The 13,282-nt window shown below is 73.6% G+C and carries 12 protein-coding genes; 11 read left to right on the forward strand and 1 reads right to left on the reverse strand.

Annotated elements, in window-relative coordinates; genetic code table 11:
* The first annotated feature begins 72 nt into the window (after positions 1 to 72).
* The 3 genes from ACWD5D_RS02765 (at position 73) to ACWD5D_RS02775 (ending at position 3,516) form a co-directional block, all read left to right on the forward strand.
* The gene (locus ACWD5D_RS02765) at positions 73 to 519 is read left to right on the forward strand and encodes a phage holin family protein (protein WP_451370955.1); all 447 of its coding nucleotides are present in this window, start codon (positions 73 to 75) and stop codon (positions 517 to 519) included.
* A 111-nt stretch (positions 520 to 630) separates the two neighbouring features.
* The gene (locus ACWD5D_RS02770; RefSeq protein ID WP_451370956.1) at positions 631 to 2,571 is read left to right on the forward strand and encodes a transketolase; all 1,941 of its coding nucleotides are present in this window, start codon (positions 631 to 633) and stop codon (positions 2,569 to 2,571) included.
* 171 nt (positions 2,572 to 2,742) lie between these two features.
* The gene (locus ACWD5D_RS02775) at positions 2,743 to 3,516 is read left to right on the forward strand and encodes a GvpL/GvpF family gas vesicle protein (RefSeq protein WP_451370957.1); all 774 of its coding nucleotides are present in this window, start codon (positions 2,743 to 2,745) and stop codon (positions 3,514 to 3,516) included.
* Between the two features lie 25 nt (positions 3,517 to 3,541).
* Here the strand turns inward: ACWD5D_RS02775 and ACWD5D_RS02780 are convergent, their stop codons facing one another.
* A complete protein-coding gene (locus ACWD5D_RS02780) occupies positions 3,542 to 4,387 on the reverse strand; it encodes a class I SAM-dependent methyltransferase (protein ID WP_451370958.1) in 846 nt (281 codons plus the stop codon).
* 177 nt (positions 4,388 to 4,564) lie between these two features.
* Between ACWD5D_RS02780 and ACWD5D_RS02785 the strand changes: the two genes are divergently transcribed.
* The 8 genes from ACWD5D_RS02785 (at position 4,565) to ACWD5D_RS02820 (ending at position 13,140) form a co-directional block, all read left to right on the forward strand.
* Positions 4,565 to 5,221 carry a histidine phosphatase family protein gene (locus ACWD5D_RS02785; RefSeq protein WP_451370959.1) on the forward strand — a complete coding sequence of 219 codons (657 nt, stop codon included), beginning with the start codon at positions 4,565 to 4,567 and terminating at the stop codon, positions 5,219 to 5,221.
* Between the two features lie 129 nt (positions 5,222 to 5,350).
* Positions 5,351 to 6,970: an ABC-F family ATP-binding cassette domain-containing protein gene (locus tag ACWD5D_RS02790; RefSeq protein WP_451370960.1), complete on the forward strand. Its 1,620-nt coding sequence runs from the start codon at positions 5,351 to 5,353 to the stop codon at positions 6,968 to 6,970.
* A 96-nt stretch (positions 6,971 to 7,066) separates the two neighbouring features.
* On the forward strand, positions 7,067 to 7,354 hold the full coding sequence (locus tag ACWD5D_RS02795; protein ID WP_451370961.1) for a DUF6158 family protein: 288 nt from the start codon (positions 7,067 to 7,069) through the stop codon (positions 7,352 to 7,354).
* Positions 7,355 to 7,550: 196 nt separating this feature from the next.
* Positions 7,551 to 8,465 carry a hypothetical protein gene (locus ACWD5D_RS02800; protein WP_451370962.1) on the forward strand — a complete coding sequence of 305 codons (915 nt, stop codon included), beginning with the start codon at positions 7,551 to 7,553 and terminating at the stop codon, positions 8,463 to 8,465.
* A 313-nt stretch (positions 8,466 to 8,778) separates the two neighbouring features.
* Positions 8,779 to 10,035, forward strand: coding sequence for an aminotransferase class I/II-fold pyridoxal phosphate-dependent enzyme (locus ACWD5D_RS02805; RefSeq protein ID WP_451370963.1), 1,257 nt, complete (start codon positions 8,779 to 8,781; stop codon positions 10,033 to 10,035).
* Between the two features lie 160 nt (positions 10,036 to 10,195).
* Entirely contained in the window at positions 10,196 to 11,416 is a 1,221-nt protein-coding gene (locus ACWD5D_RS02810; protein WP_451370964.1) for an MBL fold metallo-hydrolase, read from the forward strand.
* Positions 11,417 to 11,594: 178 nt separating this feature from the next.
* A complete protein-coding gene (locus ACWD5D_RS02815) occupies positions 11,595 to 12,104 on the forward strand; it encodes a hypothetical protein (RefSeq protein WP_451370965.1) in 510 nt (169 codons plus the stop codon).
* Positions 12,105 to 12,108: 4 nt separating this feature from the next.
* Positions 12,109 to 13,140: a peptidase gene (locus tag ACWD5D_RS02820; RefSeq protein ID WP_451370966.1), complete on the forward strand. Its 1,032-nt coding sequence runs from the start codon at positions 12,109 to 12,111 to the stop codon at positions 13,138 to 13,140.
* The last annotated feature ends 142 nt before the right edge of the window (positions 13,141 to 13,282 follow it).

The raw sequence follows: 13,282 nt of genomic DNA on the forward strand, positions 1-13,282 counted from the left end.
CCCTGCGGGTACGCGTCCACCCCGCCCGGGCCGGCACCGTTACGCGTCGTGTCCAAGGGGTACCCGGGGGCCATGGAGCGTTTGGATCACCTGGAACATCTGGACAAGCACCTCGTCGACGAGCTGGCTCAGGTGGCACGCGAGACGGTGCGCGACGAACTGCGCGAGCAGACCCGCAAGCAGCGCCGCACGGCCATGCTCTACGCCGCGTCCGGCACCCTCGCCCTGTACGCGGGCGCCGCCGTCGCGCTCGCCGTGGGCCTGGCGCTGGCGACGACCCTGCCCGCCTGGGCGGCCGCCCTGATCACCGCCGCGATCCTGGGCGTCCTCGCCCAGGTGCTGCGCGGCGTCGCCCACCGGAGACACCCGCACGGCACCGGCACCGGCACCGGCCCCGGCACCGGTCACGGCATCCCGGCCGGCCTCGGCATGCGCTACCCGCCCATGCCCTCGACGCCTCCGCCGCCCCCGGCGGTCCCTCCCGACCTCGACCCGGGCGGCCCGCACCATCGGGCCTGAGGGCTCACGAGGGCGGTTCGTCACGGTCCGCGACGACCCGGGGCGACCCGCGACGACCCGCGACGCCCGGGACGGTCCGCGGCGGGCCGCCCCGGGCCCATACGGCGTCCGGTGACGCGCACGGGGTTCGGGCGGCCCGGCTCCGGTTACGCGGAAGACCGCCGACGAGCCCCGGCGCCCCGGGCGCAGCGCACAAGGAGACACATGAACACCGACGAACTCGTTGAACTGGGCCAGCAGTTGCGGGTGGACAGTGTGCGGGCCGCGGCCGCGGCCGGCTCCGGACACCCGACCTCCTCGATGTCCGCCGCCGACCTGATGGCCGTACTCCTCGCCCATCACCTGCGCTACGACTTCGAACGCCCCGAGCATCCCGCCAACGACCGCTTCGTCCTCTCCAAGGGCCACGCCTCGCCCCTGCTGTACGCCTCCTACAAGGCGGCCGGCGTGCTCGACGACGGCGAACTGCTCACCTTCCGCAAGCTCGGCAGCCGGCTCGAGGGGCATCCGACCCCGCGCCGGCTGCCCTGGGTGGAGACGGCCACCGGCTCGCTCGGCCAGGGCCTCCCCGTCGGCGTCGGCATCGCCCTCGCCGGGAAACGGCTCGACCACTCCGGATTCCGTGTGTGGGTGCTGTGCGGGGACAGCGAGATGGCCGAGGGCTCGGTGTGGGAGGCCGCCGAAGCGGCGGCGTACGAGCACCTGGACAACCTCACCGCGATCGTGGACGTCAACCGGCTCGGCCAGCGCGGCCCGACCCGGCACGGCCACGACCTGGACGCCTACGCCCGGCGCTTCCGGGCCTTCGGCTGGCACACCGTCGAGACGGACGGTCACGACGTCGAGGCGATCGACCGGGCGTACGCCGAGGCCCGTGCGACCAGCGGACGGCCCACCGCGATCCTGGCCCGCACCTTCAAGGGCAGGGGCGTCGCCTCCGCCGAGGACCGCGAGGGCCTGCACGGCAAACCGCTGCCCCACCCCGAGGAGGCCATCACGGAACTCGGCGGACGCCGCGACCTGCACATCCGCGTCAGCGAGCCGCCCGCCGCCGCGGTCCGGCGCTCCATCACCGACGAGCCCCTGCGGCTCCCGCGCTACGCCCGGGGCGACCACGTCGCCACCCGGGACGCCTTCGGCAAGGCCCTCGCGGCGCTCGGCTCCGCCCGCGGCGACGTCGTCGCCCTGGACGGCGAGGTCGGCGACTCCACCCGCACCGAGTTCTTCGCCAAGGAGCACCCCGACCGGTTCTTCGAGTTCTACATCGCCGAGCAGCAGCTCGTCGCCGCGGCCGTCGGCATGGCGGCGCGCGGCTGGCTGCCGTACGCGTCCACGTTCGCGGCCTTCTTCAGCCGCGCCTCCGACTTCGTACGCATGGCGTCCATCAGCGGTTCCGGGATCAACCTGGTGGGCTCGCACGCGGGAGTCGCGATCGGGCAGGACGGTCCCTCGCAGATGGGCCTGGAGGACCTGGCCGTGTTCCGGGCCGTGTACGGCTCCACCGTGCTGTACCCGTGCGACGCCAACCAGACCGCCGAGCTCGTCGCGGCGATGGCCGACCTGGACGGCATCCGCTACCTGCGCACCACACGGGGAGCGAGCCCGGTGATCTACGGCCCCGACGAGGAGTTCGCGGTCGGCGGCAGCAAGGTGCTGCGCGCCGGCGAGGAGGACCGGCTGACCGTCGTCGCGGCCGGGATCACGGTGCATGAGGCGCTGGCCGCCGCCGACCGGCTCGCGCAGGACGACATCGCGGTCCGGGTCATCGACCTGTACTCCGTCAAGCCCGTCGACGCCGAGACCCTGCGACGGGCCGCCGAGGAGACCGGCTGTCTGATGACCGTCGAGGACCACCACGAGCAGGGCGGCCTCGGCGACGCCGTCGCGGAGGCCTTCACGGACGGGCGGCCCGTGCCCCGCCTGGTCCGCCTCGCGGTGCGCACGATGCCGGGCTCCGCCGACCCCGACGAGCAGCTGCACGCCGCCGGCATCGACGCCCTGAACATCGCGACCGCCGCGAAGCTGCTGGTCGAGGAGGCGATCGTGCGGTGAGTGACGGTCCCGGCGAGCACCGGACCCGAGGACATGGCGAGGTCCGATTCCGAGGACATGGCGAGGAGCGATTCTGAGGACATGGCGAGGAGCGATTCTGAGAGCATGGCGAGCACCGGTCCCAAGGACGTCCGGGCGCGTGGGGCCGGGCCGTACGCCGGAGGAGGCGCCATGACCCGACTGCGGTACGTCTACGCCATCTGCCGTCCCCTCGACGCGCCCCTGCAGGCCGAGCTCACCGGCGTCGGGGGCGTACCTCCGGCGCTGCTGCACCACCAGGGGCTGGTCGCGGTCGTCGGTAAGGTCCCGGAGGCCGACTTCGACGAGGAGGCACTGCTCGCGCACCTGGAGGACCCGGACTGGCGGGCCGCCGCCGTCCGCGCCCACGAGGGCGTGATCGACGCGCTCACCACCGTCACCACCCCCCTGCCGCTCCGGCTCGCGACCGTCATCCCGGACGACAGCGGCGTGCGCACGATGATCGAGACCCGCGGGGACGACTTCCGGCGGATCCTGGACCGGCTGGAGGGCCGGGTGGAGTGGGGCGTACGGATTTCTCTGGAGCCCGAGTCCGAGCCCGAGCCCGAGTCCGGTGCCGAGCCTGAGTCCGGTGCCGAGCCTGAGTCCGAGTCCGGGGCCGAGCCCACCGAGCTGGTCCCCGCTGCCACCGAGCCGGTCCCCGCTGCCGCCGAGAGACTCGCCCGGTCACTGCACGAGCGTCTCTCCCGGCACGCCGAGGACTCCCGGCTGCACGCCCCGCACCACGTCGCGCCTTCCACGGTGCCGGGCCGGAAGATCCTCGACGCGGCGTATCTGGTGCCCCGCGCACAGTGCGAGAAATTCGTGGAACTGGTCGATCGCGCGAGGGACGAGGCACCCGGGCTCCGCGTGGAACTCAGAGGTCCCTGGGCCGCCTACTCCTTCACCGGGGAGGCGGCGACGTGACCCGGTGGTGCCACGGAGTCACGCCTCACGCCTCCTTGCGGCACAGAATCTCCCCGTGCAGGACCGCGAACCAGCCGTCCTCGTGCCGGCCCCAGTCCCGCCAGGCCCCCGACACCGTCCGCAACTGTTCAGGGGTGGCGTGGCCGCCCTGCGTGGCGCGCTCGGCGTACGCCGACGCGAGGGTGCGGTCCGCCCACAGAGCGCTCCACCACTCCCGCTCCTCGGCGGTGGCGAACGTCCACGTGCCGGACGTGGCCGTAATGTCCATCAGGCCGGCTGCCAGCGCCCACGCCCTCAGCCGGCGGCCGGCATCCGGCTCGCCGCCGTTGGCCCGCGCCACCCGCCGGTACAGGTCCAGCCAGTCGTCCAGGCCGGGAGCGGCCGGATACCAGGTCATCGCCGCGTAGTCCGCGTCGCGGACGGCGACGAACCCGCCCGGCCTGGTCACCCGGCGCATCTCGCGCAGCGCCTGCACCGGGTCGCCGACGTGCTGGAGCACCTGGTGGGCGTGGACCACGCAGAAGGTGTCGTCCGGGAAGTCCAGGGCGTGGACGTCCGCCACCGCGAAGTCCACGTTGGCCAGTCCGCGCCCGGCGGCGGTGGCACGGGCCTGCTCCAGGATGCCGGGCGCGTGGTCGACGCCGGTGACATGGCCGTCGGGGACCAGTTCCGCCAGGTCGGCGGTGATCGTGCCGGGACCGCAGCCGATGTCGAGGATCTTCATGTGCGGCTTCAGCGAACCGAGCAGGTAGGCGGCGGAGTTGGCCGCGGTCCGCCAGGTGTGCGACCGCAGCACCGACTCGTGGTGCCCGTGCGTGTAGACGGCGGTCTCCTGTGCCCTCGGCTGCGGCCGCTGCTGCGCGTTCGGCATGACGGTTGCCCCTTCGCCCTTGTCGACTGACCGGTCACGAGGCCGGACCCGGCCCCGTTCCGCGATGCACTGAACGCTACTCCCGCATGTCGAATGATGAGACCCGCATTCTGGTATATGGACTGATGGAGTGTCAGATGTGGCGGGTCGACGGGTGCGGTGCGGTTACCCTGGAGCATGCGCCTGCTCCTCGTCCGTCACGGTCAGACCCCGTCCAACGTCGACCACCTGCTCGACACCGCCGTACCCGGGCCCGGTCTCACCCCGCTCGGCGAGCGGCAGGCCGCCGCGCTGCCCGAGGTGCTCGCCGGGGAGGACATCGAGGCCCTCTACGCCTCCACGCTGCTGCGCACACAGCTCACCGCCGCCCCGCTGGCCGCAGCCCGGGGCCTGGAGGTGATCGTCCGCGACGGCATCCGCGAACTGTCCGCCGGCGACCTGGAGATGCTGCCCGGTGAGTCCCCCGAGGGCCGGGTGTACATGCGGATCGCGTTCGCGTGGGCGACGGGCGACACCGCGCTGCGCGTTCCCGGCGGGGAGAGCGGCGAGGAGGCCCTCGGCCGGTACGACGCCGTGATCGCCGAGGCCGCCGCGAGCGGTGCCGGTGCCGTCGCCATGGTCAGCCACGGCGCCGCGATCCGGGTGTGGGTCGCCGCACGCGCGGACAATGTCGACGTCGCCTTCGCCGCCGCCCACCCTCTTGCGAACACCGGCGTGGTCGTCCTGGAGGGCTCCCCGTCCGACGGCTGGAAGGCCCTGTCGTGGGAAGGCGCCACGGTCGTGCCGGCGGGGGACAGCGGCCCGACGGGAGAACCGGTGGACACGGCGGGGTGACACCCGTGACGATCACCGGACGTCGGTCGCTGTGACGGCCCGGTGACGGCCCGGTGAGCGTGCGTCGACCCCCTCACCACCCGATATGAGTTTGCCCCGGCTCGGGCGCGCCCCGCAGAATGCCTGCCCATGGGACATCTGGAAGCCGCACACCTCGAGTACCACCTCCCCGACGGGAGGACGCTGCTCGGCGACGTCTCCTTCCGGGTGGGCGAAGGCGCCGTCGTGGCGCTGGTCGGCCCGAACGGCGCGGGCAAGACGACCCTGCTGCGGCTGATCTCCGGCGAGCTGAAACCGCACGGCGGCACCGTCACCGTCGGCGGCGGCCTCGGCGTCATGCGCCAGTTCGTGGGTTCCGTACGGGACGAGACGACCGTACGCGACCTGCTCGTCTCCGTCGCGCCGCCCCACATCCGCGCCGCCGCGAAGGCCGTCGACGACGCCGAGCACCTCATCATGACGGTCGACGACGAAGCCGCGCAGTTCGCCTACGCCCAGGCGCTCGCCGACTGGGCCGAAGCGCGCGGCTACGAGGCCGAGACCCTCTGGGACATGTGCACCACCGCCGCGCTCGGCGTCCCCTACGAGAGCGCCCAGTGGCGTCAGGTGCGCACCCTCTCCGGCGGGGAGCAGAAGCGTCTCGTCCTGGAGGCGCTGCTGCGCGGCACCGACGAGGTGCTGCTCCTCGACGAGCCGGACAACTACCTCGACGTACCCGGCAAGCGGTGGCTCGAGGAACAGCTCAAGGAGACCCGTAAGACGGTCCTGTTCGTCTCCCACGACCGCGAACTCCTCGCCCGCGCCGCCGAGAAGATCGTCTCCGTCGAGCCGGGACCTGCGGGCGCCGACGCCTGGGTGCACGGGGGCGGCTTCGCCACCTACCACGAGGCCCGCCGTGAACGCTTCGCCCGCTTCGAGGAACTGCGCCGGCGCTGGGACGAGAAGCACGCCCAGCTGAAGAAGCTCGTCCTGAACCTCCGTCAGGCCGCCGCCGTCAGCCACGAGATGGCCTCCCGCTATGCCGCCGCGCAGACCCGCCTGCGCAAGTTCGAGGAGGCCGGACCGCCGCCCGAGCCCCCGCGCGAGCAGGACATCACCATGCGCCTGAAGGGCGGCCGCACCGGCGTACGGGCCGTAACCTGCGCGCAGCTCGAACTCACCGGCCTGATGAAGCCGTTCGACCTGGAGGTCTTCTACGGCGAACGGGTCGGCGTCCTCGGCTCCAACGGCTCGGGCAAGTCCCACTTCCTTCGCCTGCTCGCCGGCGAGGACGTCGCGCACACGGGAGAGTTCAAGCTCGGCGCCCGGGTCGTGCCCGGCCACTTCGCACAGACCCACGCCCACCCCGAGCTGGTCGGCCGAAGTCTCCTCGACATCCTCTGGAAGGAACATTCCCAGGACCGGGGCGCCGCCATGTCCCGGCTGCGCCGCTACGAACTCACCGGCCAGGCGGAGCAGGCCTTCGACCGGCTCTCCGGCGGCCAGCAGGCCCGCTTCCAGATTCTGCTCCTGGAACTGGCCGGCGCCACCGCCCTGCTCCTGGACGAGCCCACCGACAACCTCGACCTGGAGTCCGCCGAGGCGCTCCAGGAAGGCCTTGAGGCCTTCGAGGGCACCGTCCTCGCGGTCACCCACGACCGCTGGTTCTCCCGCTCCTTCGACCGCTTCCTGGTCTTCGGCAGCGACGGCCGCCTCCGGGAGACCCCCGAGCCCGTCTGGGACGAACGCCGGGTGGAGCGCGCCCGCTGACCCGGAAGTTCGTACAGTGGAGGCAGGAACGCGAGCTCCATGGCTCCCTCCCGGAACCGCTCGGGGCGGTGCACGCCGGGCGGGTACCCGGGCCGCATGAACGCACTCGACGAGCGGGGTACCACCATGACCGGAGTCGACCCCGGCCGGCTGGACGACCTGCAGCTCATGAAAGAGCTGGAGACGATCCACCGCACGCGCCACGACACCCTCCTGTACGGCTCGAACGACGCCCTGCGCACCCACAACGAGCGCATGGCCCAGCTCGAGGGCGAATACCTGCGCCGCAACCCGCGCCGCCTGGTCAGCGCCGGCCGCACCCGCGAGGGCGCCCGGGAACGCAACTGCGGCGAACCGGCGGCCGCGGAGCCCTCCGGCGCCTGAGGCCCTGAGGTCACCCGCCCGGCCGTTCGCGTCCCGCGAATGGGGTCCGGCCGCGCGCGGTACGGCGTCCGGGGGGCTGTGATGGCAGCGAGGGCACGAGAGCCGTGTCCCTGAGGTGTACGGCGAGTGGTGTCGGGCCGGCGGTCATCGGCCGGCCGCCGGTCGCCGGCCGCCGTCCTGCCGAGGAGCCCGTCCCATGCGCCGCACCGCCCGTGCCCTGTCCGTCGCCGTCCTGGCAGGCGCCGCGCTCGCCGTACCGGGGCCCGCCGCGTACGCGGACCCAGCCGCCCAGGCGAGCCCCGGCAGTCCCGGCAGTCCCGGCAGTCCCGGCAGCCCCGGGACCGTCCGGCCCGGCGTCCGGGCCGCCGCGTCCGCGGCCTGCGACACCTCGACCGGACCGGCACCGCAAGCCCCCGAGGCCACCCCGCAGGCCTTCGAGGACCACACCATGAGCCTGAGCCGGGAGTCCGGCGCCGCCGGCGTCCCGGGGCCCGCCTCCACTCCCGTCCTCACGCGCAGCGGCGACGCCGACTGTCCCGCCGGCGCGGTCGGGCAGGCCAAGTCGGGGAGCCCGGACAGTGTCCCGGGCGCGGCCGAAGCCGGAGGCAACACCGATGGCGGTGGCGACGGCGACAGCGACATCGGCGGCACCGGTTCGGACGACGGAGGGTCGTGCGCCCAGGGGCAGCACTGCGCGGGGGGCCAGGGGGAGCAGGGAGACCAGGGGGTGCGGGGAGGCGGCCAGGATCAGGGCCGGCTCCAGGACGAGCACGAGGACGAGGACGAGGGTGAGGGCGAGGGCCAAGGTCTGGGCCAGGGTCGGGGTCAGGATCAGGGCCAGGACCAGGGTGACGGCCAGGGCCACGGCAAGGGCCAAGGTCAGGGGCGCGAGTGCGGCTCCGGGCGGTCCTGCGGCGGCGACCAGGCATGCGCGGAGTCGCACAGCGGGGACTGCGCCCCGGCGACCGTGCAGGGCGGGGTCGAGGCCGGAGCGGGGGGATCGTTCAACGACTCGGTGCCCGCGCTGGTCATCGGCGGTGCGCTGATCGTCGCCGCGTGCGGAGGCGCGGCCTACCGGCTGTACGGCCGCGGGCGCTCCGTGCAGGGCTGACGCGCGGCGCGGCGCCGGGCGGGCCGTGACCGGGTCAGGCTCCGAGGCCGTTCCCGAAGCCGTGACAGGGCCGATTGCGGCCGCGGGCCATGGACGGCGGCCGACCGGGTACACACCCTCCCGAGAGCACCACCCGCAGCCCCCGTAGGCACCGAACACACGGCACCCACCGAGCACACGGCACGCCCCGAACCCACCGCACGCACCAGCCCTGCCCCCGGCACCCGGCCGGTGGCCCGAACAGGAGCAGCCGACGACACGAGCACGGCCCGGACGGAACACCACACGGCACACGGACTGCGCGGAGGCGGACATGCGGCGGACGGACCCCGAGGGCCACGGCCCCGTCCGCTTCGGGCCGCCCCTGCCCGCCGACGGACTGCCCGTGCTCCCCGAGCTCGTCGCGCACCTCGCCGCCGCCGCGCACCGCGCCGAGGCCCAGCCGGTCGGCGGCGCCCCCGTCCTGCTGGAAGCGGCCTGCGGCTACTGGACCAGGCGCGGACTGCCCTGCGTCCCCGACCGGGTGGCGGCCGGTCCCGGCGCGCCCGCCCTGCTGCTGGCCCTGACCGCCGCCATCGCCGGCGACGGCGGCGACGTCCTCGTGCCCCGTCCCTGCGCCGCCTGGTGGGCGCCCTACGCCCGGCTGCTGGGCAGGCCCGTCTTCTACGTGCCGACCCCGGCCGAGAGCGGCGGCGTGCCCGACCCGTACGCGCTGCTGGAGACCGTCCGCAGGGTCCGTACCGAGGGCGGCGACCCCCGGCTGCTGGTGCTGTCCGTCGCGGACGACCCGACCGCCACCGTCGCCCCGCCCGAGCTGTTGCACGAGACCGTCGAGGCGGCGGCCGCCGAGGGTCTGCACCTGATCAGTGACGAGACCTGGCGCGACACCCTGCACGCCCCGCACGAGACCGTGCTGCTCAGTCCCGCCGAGATGCAGCCCGAGCGGGTCACCGTCGTCACCGACCTGGCCGGCGCCCTGCTCCCGGCCGGCTGGCCCGCGGCCGTGGCCCGGTTCCCGTCGGGGGAGGCGGGGGAGTGGCTCCACGCGCGCGTGCTCGACATCCTCACCGCGCTCGGCGCCCGCGTCGCCGCGCCCGTCGCCGCCGCGGCCGGGTACGCGCTCGACGAACCCGAGCCGGTCACCGAACGCCGCGAGGCCGCCGTACGCCTGCACGCGCGCGTGGCCGCCGCCGCGTACTCCGCGGTCGTCTCGGCCGGTGCGGTCGCGCGGCCGCCGCAGGCCGGCCGTCACCTGTACGCGGACCTCGGCCCGCTGCGCGAGGCGCTCGCCGAGCAGGGCGTCGGCGACGCTCAGGAGCTGGAGGACTTCCTCACCGCCCGGCTCGGCATGCCCGCGCCCGGTGGTCACCGCTTCGGCGACGACCTCGGGGCGCTGCGCGTACGGCTCGCCACGGGGCCCCTGCTCGGCGGCGGCGACGAGGAACGCACGGAATGCCTCACGTCCCCCTCACCGTTGGAACTGCCGCATGTGCACCGCGCGTTGAGCACCCTGGGGTCGGTCTTCGACGATCTCCGCGACGACGCCGAGCGATGGGAGTCTCCTCGATGACGCAGCAGACGCATGAGTCCGGGTCCACCGCGAGACCGTCACGACGACCACCACGAACCCGACCGGCACGACGACCGTGACGCGCGCGGAAGGCACAGTGAGCGGGACGAGCACGGGAGACACCACGGACTTGACGAGTGCGCGAGGCACGACGAGTGCGATGAGTGCGCCAGGCGGGGCGAGTAGGACGAGTGCGCCGGGCAGGGCGAGTGCGACGAGCGACGCGGACGGTGACGCCGCCTCGCCGGGCGCGTCCGTCTCCCCGCCCGTGTCTCCGCCCCCGCCCGTGTCTCCGCCCGCGCCCGCGTCCCCGCCCCCGCCCCCGCCCGCGTCTCCGGCGCGGCTCGCCTCCGCGGCCCCGCTCGCGACTCCGTTCCCGCCGCTGGCCGAGCCGCGTCCGCTGGGTGAACACCGCGTGTGGCCGCGGACGTTCCACGACCGGCTCACCGCGCCCCTGCCCGGCTTCAAGGCCCTCGCCCGCTTCGCCCGCGAGGGCGCCGTGCGCCCCGGCGCCGACGGCCTGGCCGGCATCCGCCAACTGCCCTACGAACCGGCCCCGGTACCTCGTGTGGTAGGCCGTACCCTCGCCGTCACCTGGGCGGGGCACGCCAGTTGGATCGTCCGGATCGGCGGGCTGACCGTGCTCACCGATCCCGTGTGGTCCCGGCGCATCCTCGGCACGCCCGCCCGTATCACCCCGGTCGGCGTCGCCTGGGACAGCCTGCCGCGCATCGACGCGGTCGTCATCAGCCACAACCACTACGACCACCTGGACGCCCCCACCCTGCGCCGACTCCCGTGCGACACACCGGTGTTCGCGCCCGCGGGCCTCGGCCAGTGGTTCCGGCGCCGCCGCTTCACCCGCGTCACCGAGCTGGACTGGTGGGAGGGTGCCGAACTGTCCGGCGTCCGCTTCGACTTCGTGCCGGCCCACCACTGGTCCAAACGCACCCTCACCGACACCTGTCACAGCCTCTGGGGCGGCTGGGTCCTCACCGCACCCGACGGCCCGCGCGTCTACTTCGCCGGGGACACCGGCTACGGCCACTGGTTCACCCGGATCGGCCGCCGCTACCCCGGCATCGATCTGGCCCTCATGCCCATCGGCGCCTACGACCCACGCTGGTGGCTCAGGGACGTCCACTGCGACCCGGAGGAGGCGGTCCAGGCGACCGTGGACGCGGGCGCCCGCAGGATGGCTCCGATGCACTGGGGGACCTTCGTGCTGTCGGCGGAACCGGTGCTGGAACCGCTGACGCGGGTGCGGACGGCGTGGGAGAAGGCGGGGCTGGACCGGGAGGACCTGTGGGATCTCCCGGTCGGAGCCTCGAGAGTGCTGGACCACCAGACGGTCCTTCGTCATCGCGGCCAGGCGATCTGAGGGTGCAGGCGATGCGGGCTGGGCTGCGCTCCGGCTGAAACGTGGTCATTCGTGTGGCGGAGTGCGGCGCGCGTCGGCTTGTGTGAACAGGCCGCGCCCGATTTCCTGCGTCACGTCAGCCAGCAGGTCCGCTGTCAGCCAGGACGTCCGCTGGCGGGCGGCTACTTCGGGAGTTATCGTGCGAAGCCTATCCGTGTCGGCCGCAGCCGCCGCTCTCGTCCTGGTCCAGCCGGGTCTCGCCGTCGCGGCGGACGACCCCGCCACCACAGTCAACTTCACCGTCACGTCCGGCGCCTTGTCGATGTCGGTACCGGCCAGCGCCACCCTCGGCTCGGGAGCGCCCGGCACCGCGATCAGCGCGGCCATCGGCGCCGTGACCGTCACCGACGATCGCGCCCTCGCCTCGGCCTCCTGGACGGTGACCGCGGCGGAGACGGACTTCGCGAGCGGTCCGTCGACGATTCCCGCCACCAGAGCTGACTACAATCCCGGGACGATCACGACGACCGGTACCATCACCGCCACCGGGACGCCCGTGACGCTGAGCAACTCCGCACAGCCGGTGGTCACCGGGAGCGCCGGTGTCGGAGACAACACCGCGAGCTGGAACCCGACAGTCACCGTTCACGTGCCCGCCGGCGCCGTCGGCGGGTCCTACACCGGAACGCTGACCCAGTCCGTTGCCTGACGGAATGAAGGGCGCGCGCCGGTACTGGGTTCTCCTGCTGGTGCTGGCCTTCGTACAGGCGGCCGGGGTGATGCCGGCAGCGGGACACGAGGTGCCCGGGGCGCCCTCCGGCCGGCACCCGGCCGCGGGCCGGACCATCGGTATCAAGCTGCTCGACGCTCCGGAAAGCCGCCGTGCCGATCCGAGGGCGCATGCCTACATCGTCGACCACGTCGCGCCCGGCTCGACCATCGAGCGGCGGGTGGAGGTCATCAACGAGTCGTCCACACCGATGCACGTCGACGTCTACGCCGCGGCGGCCACCATCGCGAAGGGTGAGTTCACCTTCGCGCCGCAGCGCACCCCCAACGAGCTGACCGGCTGGACGTCACTCGACAGGGCGGACCTTGAGCTGGCGGCCTTCCAGACGGCGCGGGTACGGACCACCATCCGGGTGCCCAGGGACGCCGCCGCCGGGGAGCGATACGGCGTCATCTGGGCGCAGACGGGCACCGGCACGGACCGCTCGCACAATCTGGCGATGCTGGGCCGGGTGGGCGTCCGCATGTACGTCGACGTCGGTCCCGGTGGTGAGCCACCCTCGGACTTCAGGATCGAGCGGCTCTATCCGACCCGAGCCCGCGACGGGCGGGGGGAGGTACGCGCCCGGATCCACAACACGGGGGGCCGCGCCCTGGACATCAGCGGGGCACTCTCCCTCTCCGACGGGCCGGGCAGACTGCGCGCCGGACCGTTCTCCGCCGCGAAGACGGGCACCACACTGGCTCCGGGCGACCTCGCGGAGGCGGTCGTCCCGCTGGACGCACGGCTGCCGGACGGTCCGTGGACCGCGGCGCTCACGCTCAGAAGCGGCATGGTCGAGCACACCGAGCGTGCCACCGTCACCTTCCCGACGACTCCCGGCAGCGCCGGAGCGGTCGCCGCGGCGGCCGCCCAGCAAGGGCACTTCAACACCCCTGTGGTCGCCGGCCTTTCCGTTCTCGTCCTCACCGCTCTGTGCCTTCCGCTCTCCACGTTCCTCCGGCGCCGCCGGTGACCACTCCGAGCGAGCCACGCCCCTCGCAGTCGGCTGATCTGCTGCGCGAGCCCACCGGTGGAAGCATAGAGTGATATTCAAATCACAATGAGTAGCTGCGGCTTGTTGTCGACCGTTTGGAAGCGGAGATGTCGTTGTTCAG

The organism is Streptomyces sp. NPDC002520, assembly GCF_053595235.1.